General features: G+C 61.3%; 15 protein-coding genes and 1 pseudogene. 6 read left to right on the top strand and 10 right to left on the bottom strand.

All coding sequences use genetic code 11. The features are described 5' to 3' along the window. Positions 1–14 precede the first annotated feature (14 nt). From ACODTD_RS16910 to ACODTD_RS16895, 4 genes and pseudogenes are all read right to left on the bottom strand, one after another. A pseudogene (locus tag ACODTD_RS16910) lies at positions 15–227 on the bottom strand (DUF454 family protein); the annotation flags it as partial. Positions 228–361: 134 nt separating this feature from the next. Continuing rightward, positions 362–1,051, bottom strand: coding sequence for a hypothetical protein (locus ACODTD_RS16905; RefSeq protein WP_041475172.1), 690 nt, complete (start codon positions 1,049–1,051; stop codon positions 362–364). A 117-nt stretch (positions 1,052–1,168) separates the two neighbouring features. Then, positions 1,169–1,564, bottom strand: coding sequence for a YbaN family protein (locus ACODTD_RS16900; protein WP_011332990.1), 396 nt, complete (start codon positions 1,562–1,564; stop codon positions 1,169–1,171). Positions 1,565–1,574: 10 nt separating this feature from the next. Then, the gene (locus ACODTD_RS16895) at positions 1,575–2,162 is read right to left on the bottom strand and encodes a UPF0149 family protein (RefSeq protein WP_007958400.1); all 588 of its coding nucleotides are present in this window, start codon (positions 2,160–2,162) and stop codon (positions 1,575–1,577) included. A 277-nt stretch (positions 2,163–2,439) separates the two neighbouring features. Here ACODTD_RS16895 and recQ point away from each other — a divergent pair, with 277 nt between their 5' ends. The 3 genes from recQ (at position 2,440) to ACODTD_RS16880 (ending at position 7,053) form a co-directional block, all read left to right on the top strand. Next, positions 2,440–4,569 carry a DNA helicase RecQ gene (gene recQ / locus ACODTD_RS16890; protein WP_007958398.1) on the top strand — a complete coding sequence of 710 codons (2,130 nt, stop codon included), beginning with the start codon at positions 2,440–2,442 and terminating at the stop codon, positions 4,567–4,569. A gap of 134 nt (positions 4,570–4,703) precedes the next feature. Further along, positions 4,704–5,138, top strand: coding sequence for a MarR family transcriptional regulator (locus ACODTD_RS16885; protein WP_007958397.1), 435 nt, complete (start codon positions 4,704–4,706; stop codon positions 5,136–5,138). Positions 5,139–5,265: 127 nt separating this feature from the next. Then, the gene (locus tag ACODTD_RS16880; RefSeq protein WP_221615202.1) at positions 5,266–7,053 is read left to right on the top strand and encodes a motility hub landmark protein FimV; all 1,788 of its coding nucleotides are present in this window, start codon (positions 5,266–5,268) and stop codon (positions 7,051–7,053) included. Between the two features lie 6 nt (positions 7,054–7,059). Here ACODTD_RS16880 and ACODTD_RS16875 read toward each other — a convergent pair whose 3' ends face one another. Then, complete coding sequence (locus tag ACODTD_RS16875) at positions 7,060–9,261, bottom strand: patatin-like phospholipase family protein (protein WP_285358658.1); 2,202 nt, start codon at positions 9,259–9,261, stop codon at positions 7,060–7,062. A gap of 71 nt (positions 9,262–9,332) precedes the next feature. Between ACODTD_RS16875 and ACODTD_RS16870 the strand changes: the two genes are divergently transcribed. After that, complete coding sequence (locus ACODTD_RS16870) at positions 9,333–9,620, top strand: Rdx family protein (protein ID WP_011332993.1); 288 nt, start codon at positions 9,333–9,335, stop codon at positions 9,618–9,620. On the opposite strand, the gene ACODTD_RS16865 is transcribed toward ACODTD_RS16870, so the two are convergent. Beyond that, positions 9,614–10,507, bottom strand: coding sequence for a DMT family transporter (locus ACODTD_RS16865; protein WP_221615204.1), 894 nt, complete (start codon positions 10,505–10,507; stop codon positions 9,614–9,616). The two genes, ACODTD_RS16870 and ACODTD_RS16865, sit on opposite strands and share 7 nt — an antisense overlap. Positions 10,508–10,579: 72 nt before the next feature. Beyond that, positions 10,580–11,344 carry an AraC family transcriptional regulator gene (locus ACODTD_RS16860; protein WP_221615205.1) on the bottom strand — a complete coding sequence of 255 codons (765 nt, stop codon included), beginning with the start codon at positions 11,342–11,344 and terminating at the stop codon, positions 10,580–10,582. Positions 11,345–11,477: 133 nt separating this feature from the next. Here ACODTD_RS16860 and ACODTD_RS16855 point away from each other — a divergent pair, with 133 nt between their 5' ends. Further along, positions 11,478–12,293 (top strand): UDP-2,3-diacylglucosamine diphosphatase, encoded by an 816-nt coding sequence (locus ACODTD_RS16855; protein ID WP_007958385.1) that lies wholly within the window; start codon positions 11,478–11,480, stop codon positions 12,291–12,293. 147 nt (positions 12,294–12,440) lie between these two features. On the opposite strand, the gene ACODTD_RS16850 is transcribed toward ACODTD_RS16855, so the two are convergent. After that, positions 12,441–13,031 carry an HD domain-containing protein gene (locus ACODTD_RS16850; RefSeq protein ID WP_489105036.1) on the bottom strand — a complete coding sequence of 197 codons (591 nt, stop codon included), beginning with the start codon at positions 13,029–13,031 and terminating at the stop codon, positions 12,441–12,443. 24 nt (positions 13,032–13,055) lie between these two features. Continuing rightward, positions 13,056–13,367 (bottom strand): Mpo1-like protein, encoded by a 312-nt coding sequence (locus ACODTD_RS16845; RefSeq protein ID WP_039765490.1) that lies wholly within the window; start codon positions 13,365–13,367, stop codon positions 13,056–13,058. Positions 13,368–13,534: 167 nt separating this feature from the next. On the opposite strand from ACODTD_RS16845, the gene ACODTD_RS16840 reads away from it, so the two are divergent. Beyond that, positions 13,535–14,596, top strand: a complete 1,062-nt coding sequence (locus ACODTD_RS16840; protein WP_011332998.1) for an AraC family transcriptional regulator — start codon at positions 13,535–13,537, stop codon at positions 14,594–14,596. Here ACODTD_RS16840 and ACODTD_RS16835 read toward each other — a convergent pair. After that, positions 14,553–16,007 (bottom strand): TrkH family potassium uptake protein, encoded by a 1,455-nt coding sequence (locus ACODTD_RS16835; RefSeq protein ID WP_007958377.1) that lies wholly within the window; start codon positions 16,005–16,007, stop codon positions 14,553–14,555. The two genes, ACODTD_RS16840 and ACODTD_RS16835, sit on opposite strands and share 44 nt — an antisense overlap. Between the last annotated feature and the right edge of the window lie 96 nt (positions 16,008–16,103).

Here is a 16,103-nt window from a genome sequence, read left to right as displayed (position 1 = left end):
AACGACAAAACCCGCTATCCCGGTTGAACGGGAGAGCGGGTTTTCAGAGCCGGGACTGGAAAACAAATACGTCCCCATTTCCTTTGCACCAGGTAGCACGAGAACAGAATGCTCGCCCAAATCAGCCTGATCGCGTAGCCCTTGCTTTTGAGCAGAATGCCGTTGCCATCAAGATAATCACGGATCCATGGCCCGAGCCGGGGATGCTCGACCAGCCATTGGTAGAAAAGGGCCGGTGAATAAATGCGTCCCCTTTTCACCCGCCGTTTCTCCCAACCGGTCAACGCAACGTACACTTTCTCTATTTCAGGACTGGATAATCTCTTATTTGTTAACTCTTTTCGCCTAGGTCGGGTTAGTGCTAACTCCATTTAATTATTTTGATTTCGAAGGTGCCGCGAATTTCGAAGCTAGATATTTCCTTGTTGTCCGTCGCTGTGTACTGGTATCTATCTTTGCCAAAAGAGTAATCAGAATATATAAAATTGTTCGAGTGATAAATAAGTATGTCGAGTGAGTGGCCCGCGTGATTGAATTCTATTGTTTTTGCAGTCGATGGTAGTGTGAATCTTGAATTGATCCCGCCTGCCACTAACAGTTTGATGTTATTTGCCGAGATAATACGTGCTGGGTAGAATCCCTGATTTTGGGGGGTAAAGGTTAATTCGCTCGGGAATATAAAAGATGCATTAGTTGGAAGGATCTGGTCAGGTGTACTCCTAAAGTCTTCTATTGTTTCATTCGTGCCCACGGTCAATGCCCATTGGTCAGTGGGCACCGAACTTGAGTTTGCTCGCAAGCCAAAGGTGTGCACCCCGTCCAGCATATTCAGCACTCGATGGAGGTATCGACCGCTCTGGTTGTACACGCTGCCGGCTGGGGTCAAAACCTTAAGTGTGCCGTTATGGGTATCGGTTATTTCCAGCGGATTTCCGGGCGGCCCGTCAGCACCCATTTCGATGCCTTTGGATTGCGTGGTGTCGGGGTTATTCAGCGGAGTTCCACCGGGATACGTGGTGAAGAAAGAGAAAAACGGATTCTGGGTGCTCATGAGAAACGCTCCTTCGTGGACTCAGCCGTTTCTGCCGGATCAGATGCGGGCCTGTAACATGAAGCACCATCAGAGGAATGTTGCGCACCTGTCAACTCCGACAGTCACGACAAGCGGTCAAGGCTTGCGCAAGGTCTTCTGCCGCAGGATATAAACCGTCACCAGCACCGCACTGGTGAGCATGAACCCCCGCGCCCACGGCAGCGGTACCAGATAGCACGATAACAGAATGCTCGCCCACATCAGCCCGATCGCGTAGACCTTGCCCTTGAGCGGAATGCCGTTGCCATCGAGGTAATCGCGTATCCATGGCCCGAGCCGGGGATGCTCGACCAGCCATTGGTAGAAACGCGGAGAGCTGCGGGCGAAGCAGGCGGCTGCCAGCAGCAGGAAGGGGGTAGTGGGGAGAACAGGCAGGAAAATCCCGATCACCCCCAATGCCACGCTGAGCCAGCCGATGGCCAGCAGGATGTAGCGCAACATCAGGGGGCGGTTGCCTATGGGGTTGTCCATAGGCCGGATCTTAGTGGTGACGTGGCTTGAGGATCGCCGGTTTTTCGTCGGGCGCCTGGCACAACAGGTACAGCGCGGTCAGGGCTTCCGGGATCTGGACGATCATGTCATCCATCAGGTTGGCGTCCTTGGCGATGTCTTCGAACTCAGGCTGCTCGTCGAACAGGCCCGAACCGACCATGATCGGCAGGAGCATTTCGCTGACTTCTTCTTCGGCGGTTTCGAACCAGGCCGCTTCGCGCAGGAACACGCCTTCCATGAAGCCGATGCACCAGCCGCGCAGTTCGGAGTCGTCCGGGTCGTCGCCCAGGTCCAGTTCGCAGGGCAGCTCGAATTCTTCATCCGACGCCAGTTGGCGGGCGATGTGGGCCTTGAGGCCGATCAGCGTGGCTTCGATTTCTTCACGCTGGGCTTCGCTGCTGTAATGCGGCTCTTCGGCGAACAGGGCGTCGATCCACTCACGATCCGGCACCACATCGGCGCAGATCGACAGCGCGGTCAGGTAACCGTGAGCGGCCACGTAGTCCAGCGCCTCTTCATGCAGCTCGTCGGCGTCGAGGAAGACTTGCAGGCGGGTTAGTTGCTCGGCGAAGGACATTAAAGGGCTACCTTGGGGGAATAAACAATGCGGGAATTCTAGGCCTTCTTGAGCCCTCAAGCCAGCCGCACGGCAGATTTGCCCGTACAAGCTTCTTATCGGCGGTGCCCTTTGCCGGGAAGGGCTCGGGTATACTGCCGCGCTTTGCGATCCCTGCCGGTGTCGCGGCTGATTGTGTAGGGCGCGATGCAATGCGCGCTTACGTTTTGTTTAAAGCAGCCTCGGCTGTCTTGAACCAGCCTGTGCAGGGATGTTTCGGTGGATTTTTGGAGTTTTTATGCTCGAGCAGGCTCAACGCGTCCTCAAGGACATCTTCGGCTACGACAGTTTCCGTGGCCGTCAGGGTGCAATCATTGAGCGCGTGGCCAGTGGCGGTGATGCCCTTGTCCTGATGCCGACCGGCGGCGGTAAATCCCTGTGTTTCCAGGTGCCGGCGCTGCTGCGCGACGGCCTGGCGGTGGTGGTGTCGCCGCTGATCGCGCTGATGGACGATCAGGTCGCCACCCTCGAAGAGCTGGGCGTGGCCGCCGCCGCGTTGAACTCCACACTGAGCGCCGAACAGCAGCGCGACCTCGCCAACCGGATCAAGCGCGGCGAAGTGAAAATGTTGTATCTGGCGCCGGAGCGTCTGGTGCAGCCGCGCATGCTGTCGTTCCTGCAAGGCTTGAACATCGCGCTGTTCGCCATCGACGAAGCGCACTGCGTATCGCAATGGGGTCACGACTTCCGTCCGGAATACCTGCAACTGGGGCAACTGGCGGAAATGTTCCCCGACGTGCCGCGCATTGCCCTGACCGCCACCGCCGACAAGCGCACCCGCGAAGAAATCGTCACCCGCCTGCATTTGCAGAACGCCGAGCGTTTCCTGTCGAGCTTCGACCGGCCGAACATCTTCTACCGCATCGTGCCCAAGGAGCAGCCGCGCAAGCAGTTGCTGGCGTTCCTGGCCGAACGGCGCAGCGATGCCGGCATCGTCTACTGCCTGTCGCGCAAGAAGGTGGAGGAGGTGGCCGCGTTTCTCACCGAGCAGGGCTTCCCGGCGCTGCCGTACCACGCCGGTCTGCCCAACGATCTGCGTGCGTATCACCAGAAGCGTTTCCTCAACGAGGAAGGCCTGATCATGGTCGCCACCGTGGCGTTCGGCATGGGCATCGACAAACCCAACGTACGCTTCGTCGCTCACCTCGATCTGCCGAAATCCCTTGAGGCGTATTACCAGGAAACCGGGCGCGGCGGCCGTGACGGCCTACCGGCGGACGCGTGGATGGCCTATGGTCTGCAAGACGTGGTGATGCTCAAGCAGATGCTGCAGAACTCCGAGGGCGACGAACGCCACAAGCGTCTGGAGCAGCACAAGCTCGACGCCATGCTCTCGCTCTGCGAAGAAACCCGCTGCCGTCGTCAGGCGCTGCTGGCGTACTTCGACGAAGACATGCCGGAGCCATGCGGCCACTGCGACAACTGCACCGACGGCGTGCAGACCTGGGACGCCACCGAGCCTGCGCGTCAGGCGCTGTCGGCGATCTATCGCACCGGCCAGCGTTATGGCGTCGGCCATCTGGTGGACGTGCTGCTGGGCAAGGACAACGAAAAGGTCCGCAGCTTCGGCCATCAGCACCTGTCGGTGTACGGCGTCGGCAAGGCGTTGAGCGAGAGCGAATGGCGCTCGCTGTTCCGTCAGCTGGTTGCCCGCGGTCTGGCCGATGTCGATCACGAAGGTTATGGCGGGCTGCGCCTGAGCGACACCTGCCGGCCGCTGCTCAAGGGGGAAGTGAGCCTGGAGCTGCGCCGCGACCTCAAGCCGCAAGTCAGCGCCAAGAGCGGCAGCAAGAGCCCGGCCAGCCAACTCGTGCGCGGCGAAGAGCGCGAACAGTGGGAAGCGTTGCGTGCCCTGCGGCGCAAACTGGCGGAAGAACATGGCGTGCCGCCGTATGTCATCTTCCCCGACTCGACCCTGCTGGAAATGCTCCGCAGCCAGCCGACCTCGCTGGCGGACATGGCCCGGGTCAGCGGCGTCGGTGCGCGCAAGCTGGAGCGGTACGGCGAGGCCTTTCTCGAAGTGCTCGGCGGCGAGGCCGAGGCGCCGAAAGTGGTGGCCGACGTGCGCCACGAACTGATCACCCTGGCCCGTGCCGGCATGACGCCGTTGCAGATCTCCGGTCAGCTGCAGTGCTCGGAAAAGAACGTCTACACCATGCTCGCCGAAGCCATCGGCAAGCAGCAGCTGTCGCTGGAACAGGCGCTGGATCTGCCGGAAGACCTGATGGGCGAAGTCCAGGATGCGTTCCTCGACGGCGAAGGCGAGTTGCCGTCGGTCGCCGAAGTGGCCGAGCTGTTTGCCGGTCGTGTACCGGAAGGCGTGCTTTACTGCGTGCGGGCTGCGCTGCAATCCGAGTTTGAAATGTAAGAGGGTGTTTGTGCCAACCGTTATACGGTTGTAACGATTCAGTACAGGACGCCTCTTGCCTATAGGCAAATGTCATGCTTAGCTGACTAATAATTAGTTTTTCTCTATTTGTTCAGTCTACTCATGAGTGTTTTATGCCGTTAACCGATCAACACCGTTTTGGCATGCAATTGGCCCAGATGTCCCGTGGCTGGCGTGCCGAACTGGATCGCCGGCTGGCTGGCCTGGGCCTGTCCCAGGCACGCTGGCTGGTGCTGCTGCATCTGGCGCGTTTCGAAGAGGCGCCGACCCAGCGGGAGCTGGCGCAGAGCGTCGGCGTCGAAGGGCCGACCCTGGCTCGTCTGCTCGACAGTCTGGAAAGCCAGGGCCTGGTGCAACGCCAGTCCGTGATGGAAGACCGCCGGGCGAAAAAAATCGTGCTGTGCTCACCGGCGCTGCCGCTGATCGAACAGATCGAAACCATTGCCACGCAACTGCGCAAGGAATTGTTCGAAGGCGTCGACGAGGCGGATCTGAAGGTCTGTATGCGGGTTCACGGGCACATTCTGGCCAATCTGGAAAAGTCTTGAGGCACAACCGCGTGCCGTTTTTTTGAGAGAACGCGCTGGGCAGACTATAAGAACTACTGGGCAATATCGTGTTCGTACCGGATGTGCGAACGCATAGAAGTCGGTTTTGCTTATTTAAGGGATGCTCATGCTCGGAAGTCGGCACGTGGTACTGCGTTGCGCCAACTCGCTGCTGGTGGCCGGTGTTCTCACCTGGTCCACCGCGTCATTGGCGCTGGGGCTCGGTGACATCACCGTGCATTCAGCCCTCAATCAGCCGCTCAAGGCTGATATCGCCCTGGTGGATGTCGGGGGCATCAGCGAAAGCGAACTGGCGGTCCGTCTGGCCTCGGCGGACGAGTTTGGCCGCGCCGGCGTCGAGCGCGTGTTCTTTCTCAACAACCTCAAGTTCACCCCGATCCTGCGTGGCAATCGCAACATGATCCGGGTGACTTCCAGCAAACCGGTCAATGAACCCTTTCTGAATTTCCTGGTGCAGCTCGATCAGCCCAACGGCCACCTGCTGCGCGAATACACCGTACTGATCGACCCGCCGGGTTCGCCGGGAATTGTCCCGGCCACCGATGAGCCAACTGCGCGTGCGCAGTCGTCGGAATTCCCGACCCCCGAGGCTCCGTCCGCAACCACGCCGGCCAAACCTGCTGCGCCTGTTCAGCCACCGGCTCCGGTCGTTGACGCGCAGGCTGAGCAACTGGCGGCGAGCCTTGTGCAGAACCAGCAACTGCAAAAAACCATCGATGAATTGAACGTGAAGCTTCAGGCCCAGGAAGTGCTGATCGCTGACGGCAAGAAACAGCTCGGTGACGTACAGGCCCGCCTGATTGAGGTGCAACAGGCGCGGCCGGCACCGGTAGCCCCTGTGGTCCCTGCGCCTGCGCCGGTCATTGCCCCGGTCGAGTCTCAAGAGGATTCACTCAACTGGCCGTTGCTCGGCGGACTGCTGCTGGTACTGGGTTTGTTGGTGGCAGGGCTATACGTGCGCCGGCAACGACAGCAGGCGCAAGGGACTGCTGCGCCGTTGCCGTTCCTGCCGGCTCGAAACGAACCCCCGGACGCCGATGCCGAACCGATGCAGCCGAGCGCCGTTCACAGTGCTGTCGAACATCGCGAAGAACACGCCAACGGCGATGTGCTGGAAGCGGTCGGCATTTATCTGGCCTACGGTCGTTTGGGTGAGGCTGCCGGCCTGTTGCGCGATGCGTTGCAGCGAGAGCCGGAGCGCATCGACCTCGGCGTGCAGTTACTTGAAGTGCTGGGGCGGCAGGGCGACACGCCGGCCTATGACGAGCAGGAAAATCGTCTGCGCCAGCTCGGGGTCGAGGATCAACGCTTGCAGGAGATTCGCGCCCGCTATCCGAAACTGATCAGTGTTGCACCTTTGGTGGCGTCGGCCCCAGTGATTGCCGCGCTGCCGATCGAACCCAGCACGCCTGAGGAGCCGTTAGCCGAAGACAATTTTGAACTGAACCTGGATCAGCTCTCGATGGCCTCCAGTTGGGATCTTGAGGAAACGCGCCCGGCCACAGCTTCACCTGAACAGTCACCCTCAACGCTCGGCTCCGATCTGCAGGTATTGCCACAGGATTTCGAACTGCCGGAAAGCCTGCCCGACGAAGCGGAAACCGCCGAGCTCGAATGGATCGTCGAGCCGGAAGCGCAACCGCTGGACGAGGACTTTCTCAACGAGTTTGGCGATCCCGGCCCGACGCTGTCGCTGGAACCACTGGAGTTGCATGCTCCGGAACTGGACTCCGAACCCTCGGACGCCGCCAACGCCGGCAAGCTCGAACAGGCCCAGACCTGTATCGATGACGGCGATATCGACAGCGCCATTGCCTTGCTCAACGAACTGCTCAAGGAAGCCGACGAACCCCTCCGGCAAACGGCGCGCACGCTGTTGGCGGGGATTCGCTGAGCGCTGTCAGAAGGTCTGCCCGAGGTTCAGGTACACCGCCTGTTCATCTGCATCGTTCAGGCCATAGCTGAAATTCAGCGGCCCCAGCGGCGTATCGAAGCCGATGAACACGCTGGCGGCGTTGATGTAGCCGCTGTCGAACTCGTTGTCGTTGTTCCATGCCCGGCCACGTTCCAGCGAGGCGCCGGCGTACAACGGGAAGTCCAGCGGCAGGTAGGAGCGTGGAGTGAGGCGGCGGTAATACACCGCCCGCATCAGACTGACGTTCTGCCCGGAGATCGCGTCTTCGCGGAAACCGGACAATTGCCGGGCGCCGCCGAGCAGGAAACTGGAGGTCACCACGTTGGCATCGTCCAGCGTGCGGCCGTAACGACCACCCAGAATCAGCGTGTCAGGTCCACTGCTCATGGCCTTGTCCAGTTTGAACTCCCACTGCCGGTAGCGTGTGTCGGAACCCAGGCTCGGTTCGAACTGAACCAGGGTCAGGCCGATGTCTTCGCCCTCGTGGGGGAAGTAGACGTTGTCCAGCGAGTCGAAGGAATACTTCAACGCGTAGAACCCTTCGTTGAAACTTTCGCTCGGCAGATCCTGGTCGCCGATCCGCACATCCGCCTTGCCCCAGGCCTCGCCGACCCCGAAGCGCACTTCACCGCTGTTGCCGATCTGCCGACCAACATTGAGGCCGAAGCCGTAGCGCTCGACGCGATACTGGGCAATCGGATCGTTGTCCAGCACCGAGTCGACGTTCTGTGCGGCAAACGACGCATAAGGCGCCAAAAAGTAGCGAGAGCCCACGTCCAGCGGCTGATAGAACTCGCTGTACAACTCTTGTTTATCGCCGATCTGCGCCCGGGTCAGCCATTCCGCGCCGAGCCGGTTGATGCCGTTCACGCGGTAACTGGCACCGAGGTTGAAGGCGCTGTCGCCGCGCATGTCATCCGACAGGTTGAGGCCGACTCGCAGGTAATCCGTGCCAGTACGTTTACCCCGCGCGCTGATCACCAGCGTGTGATCCGATCCCTTGTGCACCACGCGGTATTGCACCTGCTCGAAGTAATCGAGGCCGTACAGGGTGCCCATGTCGGTTTGCAGGCGACCCAGGTCCAGCGGTTCACCGATGTGCTGGCGGATGTAATAGCGGATCACGTCATCGCCGACTTTCGAGTCGTTCTCGACCTTGATCGCGGTGATGATCGGTGTGCGCTGGCCTGGCGCGCGGGCGGCGTTGAGCTCGGCGTCCTGCGATTGCGCGGGTTTGAGGCGGGCGAGGCGCACGTCCAGAGCCTGGGTCGCGCGGTAGCCGGCGTCGATCATCTCCTGGCCGCGACCGAAGTCGGTGGCGCCGAAACTGGCCAGCGGCGGCTGGATCAGCACGTCATCGGGATGCAGGGTCGCCAGTTGCTCTTCGGAGTTGCGCCGGGTCATCAGGGTGATTGACTGGTTCAGCACATCGACCACGGTCACCAGTTGCTTGCGGTTGCGCAGCGGGGTGCCGATGTCGACCACGATGGCCACGTCGACGCCCATTTCACGGGCCACATCGAGAGGAATGTTGTCGGTCATGCCGCCATCCACCAGCAATCGGCCGTCGAGTTCGACCGGGGCGAACACCGCCGGGATCGACATGCTGGCGCGGATCACCTGCGGCAGGTGGCCCTTGCGGAACACCACTTTTTCGCCGTTGGCGATATCGGTGGTCACGGCGCGAAACGGGATCGGCAGCTTGTCGAAATCCCGGGTGTCGCTGGTGTGGGCCAGCAGGCTTTCCAGCAGCAGCGCGAGGTTCTGGCCTTGAATCACGCCCAATGGCAGGCCGAGGCTGCCATCGTCACGAAAGCTCAGCTTCTGTTTCACCAGAAAATCGCGGTCGTCCTGCTTGCGCCGGAACGGCACGTCTTCCCGGGGCGGAGCGTCGGACAGTGCCTGCTGCCAGTCGATGGTCAGGGCGAGTTTTTCCAGCTCGTCGATCTTGTAGCCCGAGGCGTAAAGCCCGCCGACCACCGCGCCCATGCTGGTGCCGGCAATCGCATCGATCTTGATGCCTTGCTCTTCCAAGGCCTTGAGCACACCGATGTGCGCCAGTCCACGGGCCGCGCCGCCGGACAGCACCAGGCCGACTTTCGGGCGTGTGGCCTCACTGGCATGGACGCTGACACCAGCGAACAGGGGAAGGAAACCAAGCAACAGGCAGATCAGCAGACGACGCATCGTGAGTCTCGGGGCGAGCGATAAAGCCGGCTATTATAGCGGCGCCCTCTGGCTCAGGAGTTTCAGCAATCATGACCGTCACAAAACCGGAAATCGTCATCACTTATTGCACGCAATGCCAGTGGCTGTTGCGTGCCGCGTGGCTGGCACAAGAGCTGCTCAGCACCTTCGGCGATGACCTCGGCAAAGTGTCACTGGTGCCGGGCACCGGCGGGATATTTCACATTACCTGCAACGACGTACAGATCTGGGAACGCAAGGCCGACGGCGGCTTCCCCGAAGCCAAGGTGCTCAAGCAGCGGGTGCGCGACCAGATTGACCCTGACCGCGACCTCGGCCACAACGACCGTACTCAGTGAGAGGCGGCTTCGGCCGCGACGGTTTTCTTGTCGCTGCTGCCTGACATCCGGCTCGACACCACGATGGCAACGATGATCAGCGCGCCGCCGATCAGCATGCGCAGGGTCGGATCTTCATCGAACAGCAGCCACGCCACGGTAATCCCGTACACCGGCTCCATGGCGAACACCACTGCGGCGGTGCGCGCCTTGATCACCGCCAGGCTGGCGACGAACAGACTGTGGGCAACACCGGTGCAGAACACCCCGAGCAAACCGATCCACAACCAGTCGATGGCACGCACTTCGCTCAGTTGCGGCGCCGCCACCGGCAGCAGACACAACGCCACCACCACGTTCTGACACAGCGCCGCCTGCACCGCCGGGATGCGCCCGGAGCTGGCGCGGTTGGTCAGGGACAACAGGGAAAACAGCAGGCCGGACAGAATCGCCCAGAGCAGGCCGGTGGTCGCGCCGCTGGCCAGATCGAAGGCGGGGGTCACCAGCACCAGTCCGACACTGACCAGCGCCACGAGGACGATTTCATTGATGCGGATGCGTTCGCGGAAGATCAGCCCTTCGAGGATCACCGTGAAGGCCGGGAAACTAGCGAAACCCAGGGTCGCAATCGCGACGCCCGCGACCTTGACCGCAATGAAGAAACTCACCCAGTGCCCGGCCAGCAGCACGCCGCTCAGGGCCAGTCGTCGCCAGTCGACGGCCTGCAGTTTCTGCCAGCCGCCCTGTTGGGCGAAGCGGGCGAAAAACGCCAGCGCCAGCACGGCAAACGCGGCGCGTCCGAACACGATGACGGCGGGCGTTGCGGCCGCGAGTTTGCCGAAAACGCCGGTCAGGCCGAACATCAGTGCGCCGATATGCAGGGCGCCGAGGGCGGTACGGGGAGTCATTGCAGTCCTTTTTCCAAACACCATTACAGGCACACATTGAAGCGTGTCTCGACGCAAAAGTCTGTCGGCAGGCTATCGACTTTTGTCGTCAGCCTCGCGTCGCAATTGTGTAGGAGAGGTACCGAATTCACGCAGGACGGCGGCCGAGAACGCACTTTGCGAGTTGTAGCCGACGCGGCTGGCCACTTCACCGATGGGTAGCGTGGTGTTGCGCAACAGCGTGACGGCTTTGTGCAGCCGGCGACTGCGAATGTAGTCCATCGGTGTCTGCCCGCATTCGGTGACGAACCGCGCATGCAACCGGGCGCTGGACAATCCGGCGACGCGCGCCAGATCCGCCACTTGCAGCGGATAGGCCGCGTACTGCTCGATGTGCGCATCGAGTGCCGCGTAGGGCAGGCGGCGCGCGACGATCTCGGCAGGTGGCGCGTGGTTCAGGCTCACCAGCAGCAACACCGCGCCCTGTTGCGCAATCAGCGGATCGTTCACCGGACTGTTCGCCAGCCAGTTGACCAATTGACCTTGCCCGGCATCCAGCGACAACCGCGCGGCGTTGTCCAGCAGGCGGCGGCTGGCATCGGCGTGATTGCCCAGCGAGCGCTCCAGCCATTGTTCGTCAGGCACATCCAGCACGAGACAGCGGCTGCCCTTGGGACTGCCGCACGCATGATGCGCGCCGGCGGGGATCACCACGAAGCTCTGCTGCAATACCTGACTGCCACGCCCTTCAACTTCGAAATCCAGCGCGCCCGACAGGCCGAAGACCAGTTGCGCGTGGTCGTGGCTGTGGGCGATCAGGTCGTGGCTGTAATGGCGCAGGGTCAGGATCGGGTGCATGGTGGTCTCCGGGCGAGCCGCCAGTCTACACCGGCGCAGGGGACGACGCCTTTGTCACACGACTGACGCACACCTGTCATGGTCGATTAACCGGGCGCGCGCAGAGTGGCGAAAACATCGCAGAGGGTTGCCCATGACCAGCGCCGAGCTCGCCAGACCCAGCCGTAAACAAAGGGTTCGCACCTTGTGGATTTCCGACGTGCACTTGGGCACGAGGGATTGCCAGGCCGAGCATCTGTCGCAATTTCTCAAGGGTTATCACGCCGACAAGATCTACCTGGTCGGCGACATCATCGACGGCTGGAAACTGCGCGGTGGCATGTACTGGCCGCAGGCGCACACCAACGTGATCCGCCGTTTGCTGACCATGAGCAAGCGCGGCACCGAGGTGATCTATGTCACCGGCAACCACGACGAATTCCTGCGCCGCTATTCGAAGCTGATTCTGGGCAATATCCAGCTGGTCGACGAGGCGGTACACGTCACCGCCGATGGCCGGCATCTGCTGGTGATTCACGGTGACCAGTTTGACGTGATCACCCGTTATCACCGCTGGCTGGCGTTCCTCGGCGATTCGGCCTACGAGTTCACCCTGACCCTCAACCGCTGGCTCAATCACTGGCGGGCGAAATACGGCTACGGCTACTGGTCGCTGTCGGCCTATCTCAAGCACAAGGTGAAGACGGCGGTCAGTTTCATCAGCGATTTCGAAGAAGCCATCGCCCACGAATGCGTGAAGCGCGAGTTGCACGGGGTGGTCTGCGGGCACATTCACCACGCCGAGATCCGTAAGGTCGGCGAGGTGGATTACCTCAACTGTGGCGATTGGGTCGAGTCATGCACGGCGCTGATCGAACACTGGGACGGCACGATCGAGCTGTATCGCCTGGCCGATGCGCAGGCGCGGGAAGCGGAATTGAAAGCGGCGAAGGTTGCCGAGCTGGCTTAGGATCTCTGGTGGTTTCGATGGCCTCTTCGTCGGATCGCCGCCCGGAGCAAGCCCGCTCCCACAGTGACCGCGTCGCTCATGGATTCTGTGTACGGCGCGAAACCTGTGGGAGCTGGCTTGCCAGCGATGAGGCCGGTGCAGACAACATCAGGCCGGGGTGTGCTCTTCCATCGCCGCCTTGTAGATCGAGTTTTTCGGCTGGGCAAACAGCCTTTCCATCATCGGCTCGAAGAAGCTCAGCGGCAGGGTGTCGTACTCGGGGTCGAACGCCGCTGCGTCGTATTTGGCGCAGAACTCCGCGGTCGCCAGAAACTGCGGGTGGTCGCTGAACTGCTCGCGCAGGTGCCGATCCATGCCCAGGTGATGGAAGAAGTAGTAGCCCTGGAAGATCCCGTGCTTTTCCACCATCCACAGGTTTTCGGCACTGACGAACGGCTTGAGAATGGCCGCGGCAATGTCCGGGTGATTGTAGGAACCGAGGGTGTCGCCGATGTCGTGGAGCAGGGCGCAGACCACGTATTCCTCGTCGCGCCCGTCGCGAAAGGCGCGGGTTGCGGTTTGCAGCGAGTGGGTCAGGCGATCCACCGGGAAACCGCCGAAATCGCCTTCTAGCAGTTTCAGGTGCGCCATGATCCGGCCCGGCAACTGACGGGCATAGGCGCTGAAATCCGCCGCAATGATCGCCCAGTCGTCCGGTGTGCCGTCCTTCATGTGGGTGAAACGGGCATTGGCATTCATCGGCAATCCTCTTGGTCGGAATTTCTAGAACGGCACGCGGCCCAGGATCATGTCGCGGTACATGACGAAGTCGCCGAGCAGGCTGTAGAACGGGTGCTGGAAGGTGGCCGGGCGGTTTTTCTCGAAAAAGAAATGGCCGACCCAGGCAAAGCTGTAGCCGGCCAGCGGCAACGCAAGTAAAAGCAGCCAGGCGCCCTTGGCGATGGTCAGGGCGAGAATGAAGATCACCAGCGTCGTGCCGATGAAATGCAGGCGACGGCAGGTGCTGTTGCTGTGCTCGCTGAGGTAATACGGATAGAACTCGGCGAAGCTGTTGAAAGGCTTGATGGTTTCCACGACTGCGATCTCTGTGGTTATTGTTCTGATTGCAAGTTGTTCGGCGGGTAGCTTATTTGAGTCTAGAGTGATCAATGGCGTCGGCCAGTGACAATCGGCGCCACTTTACTATCCTTGGGAAATCGGCCGTAGTATGCGGCTCACCATGTCATCCAAGAAAAAACGCCATGAGCGAACGAACGACTTCTGCAAGCTGGGCGATGGGGATTGTCAAAGCACTGGAAATGGACGGCCTGGATTGCCGGGTTTTGTTCAGACAGCTGGGGCTCGACTACGCGGCGCTGGAGGATCCGGACGCACGCTTCCCACAGGATTCCATGACCCGACTGTGGCAACGGGCGGTCGAGCTGTCCGGTAATCCCGCCATCGGCCTGAACATGGGCAAGGTGGTGCGGCCGGCTTCGTTCCATGTCGCGGGCTACGCGCTGATGTCCAGCAATACGCTGGCGGAAGGTTTTCAGCGATTGGTGCGTTATCAGCGGATCATCGCCGAAAGTGCCGACCTGAGTTTTCGCCTGCTCGACGAGGGTTATGCGCTGATCCTGACGGTGCACGGCGATCATCTGCCACCGACCCGCCAGAGTGCCGAAGCCTCGCTGGCCTGTGCGCTGGCACTGTGCGGCTGGCTGACCGGGCGCACGCTGCACCCGCGCAAAGTGCTGGTGCAGGGTGACGAGCCGGATGATCTTGAACCCTACAAACAGGCCTTCCATGCACCGCTGGTGTTCAACGCACCGTATGACGCGCTGATCTTCGAACGGGCCGACATGGAAGCGCCGCTGCCCACGGCCAACGAAGCGATGGCGCTGCTGCACGACCGGTTTGCCGGGGAATATCTGGCGCGGTTTTCCGAGAGTCGCGTGACCCACAAGGCACGTCAGGTGCTGTGCCGCCTGCTGCCGCAGGGCGAACCCAAGCGCGACACGGTGGCGCAGACCTTGCACCTGTCGCAGCGCACCTTGCAACGTCGTTTGCAGGAGGAGGGCACCAGTTTTCAGCAGTTGCTGGATGACACCCGCCGCGAACTCGCCGAGCAATACCTGGCGCAGCCGAGCATGACCTTGCTGGAGATTGCCTATCTGCTGGGCTTTGCCGACCCGAGCAATTTCTTCCGCGCCTTCCGCCGCTGGTTCGACACCACGCCCGGCGATTATCGGGCGCGGTTGCTGGAAGCGCCGAAGGCGATCAGTGACGCCAGAACGCCGGAATACACAGTACAAACACCGTAATGATCTCCAGTCGGCCGAGCAGCATGCCGAACGACAGAATCCATTTGGCCGCATCCGGCAGGCTGGCGAAGTTGCCGGCCGGGCCGATGGTCTCGCCCAGGCCCGGACCTACGCCGGAGACGGTGCTGGCGGCGCCGGTCAACGCCGTCATCCAGTCCACGCCCAACAGCGACAGCAAGAGGGCGATCACGCAGATGGTGATGGCGAAGAAGAACGAAAAGGTCAGAATCGAACGGACGATCTCTTCGTCGAGGCGGTGACCGTTGTACTTCTGTTTGATCACCGCACGCGGGTGAATCAACTGGTTAAGGTTGGCCTTGAGCAGGATGTAGGCGACCTGGAAACGGAAGATCTTGATCCCGCCCGCCGTCGAGCCGGAGCAGCCGCCGACGAAGCCCAGATAGAAGAACAGCATCAGCGAGAAGTTGCCCCACAGGCTGTAGTCCCCCAGCGCAAATCCGGTGGTAGTGACCACCGACGTCACGTTCAGCGCCACATGCCGCAGCGCGTCCAGCCAATGCAGATTGGTAGTCCACCAGTACCAGGTGCCGAGCACCAGCCAGGTCGCCAGCAACATCCCGAGCAAACCCTGCACCTGTTGATCCTTGATCAACGCCCGGCGATTGCCGCGCAGCGTCGCCACGTACAGGGTGAACGGCAGGCTGCCGAGAATCATCACCACCACGGCCACCCAGTGCACCGCCGGTTGCGTCCACTTGGCCAGGGACTGGTCGGAGGTCGAGAACCCGCCTGTGGAAATCGCTGACATCGCGTGGTTGATCGCATCGAATGGGCTCATCCCGGCCCACCAGAACGCCAGGCTGCCGAGAATCGTGATGCCGACGTAGGCCGCCACGATCAGCCGCGCCACCATGTGCGAGCGGGGCATGACCTTTTCCGAGCGGTCCGAGGATTCGGTCTGGAACAGGCGCATGCCACCGATGCGCAGCAGCGGCAGGATCGCCACCGCCATGCCGATGAAGCCGATGCCGCCGATCCAGTGCAGCAGCGAGCGCCACATCAGAATGCCGGGGGACATGTCGTCCAGGTGGTTGAGCACGGTCGACCCGGTGGCCGTGATGCCGGACATGCTTTCGAAGAACGAGTCGGTGTAGCTGATGTGCTGGGTCAGCAAAAACGGCAGCGCGGCAAAGATGCACACCACCAGCCAGCTACTGACGGTCAGCAGGTACATGTCCCGGGGGCGCAGGTGGATGTGTTCCGGACGCCCCGGAATCACCAGCGCGAGGCCGGCGACGAAGGTGATCATGCTCGCCCAGAGGAACGACGGCAGATCGCCGGTGCGCTCGAAAATCACCAGGGTGGCCATGGGCACGACCATGGCGATGGCCAGGGTGATCAGGAAGATGCCGATGATGAAACCAATGATCCGTAAGGTCGGCAACGCCATGAAGTCCGCTCGGGCTGATGTGGGAAGGGCGCCATTCTACCTGCGGTGCAAGGCATGTAAACCGACGCGTCTGGATCACTTGCAGCTAGAATAGCC

This window comes from Pseudomonas sp. FG35 (assembly GCF_057809295.1).
Note: the sequence above shows the minus strand (reverse complement) of the source record. Positions and strands in the feature narration are given on the sequence as shown.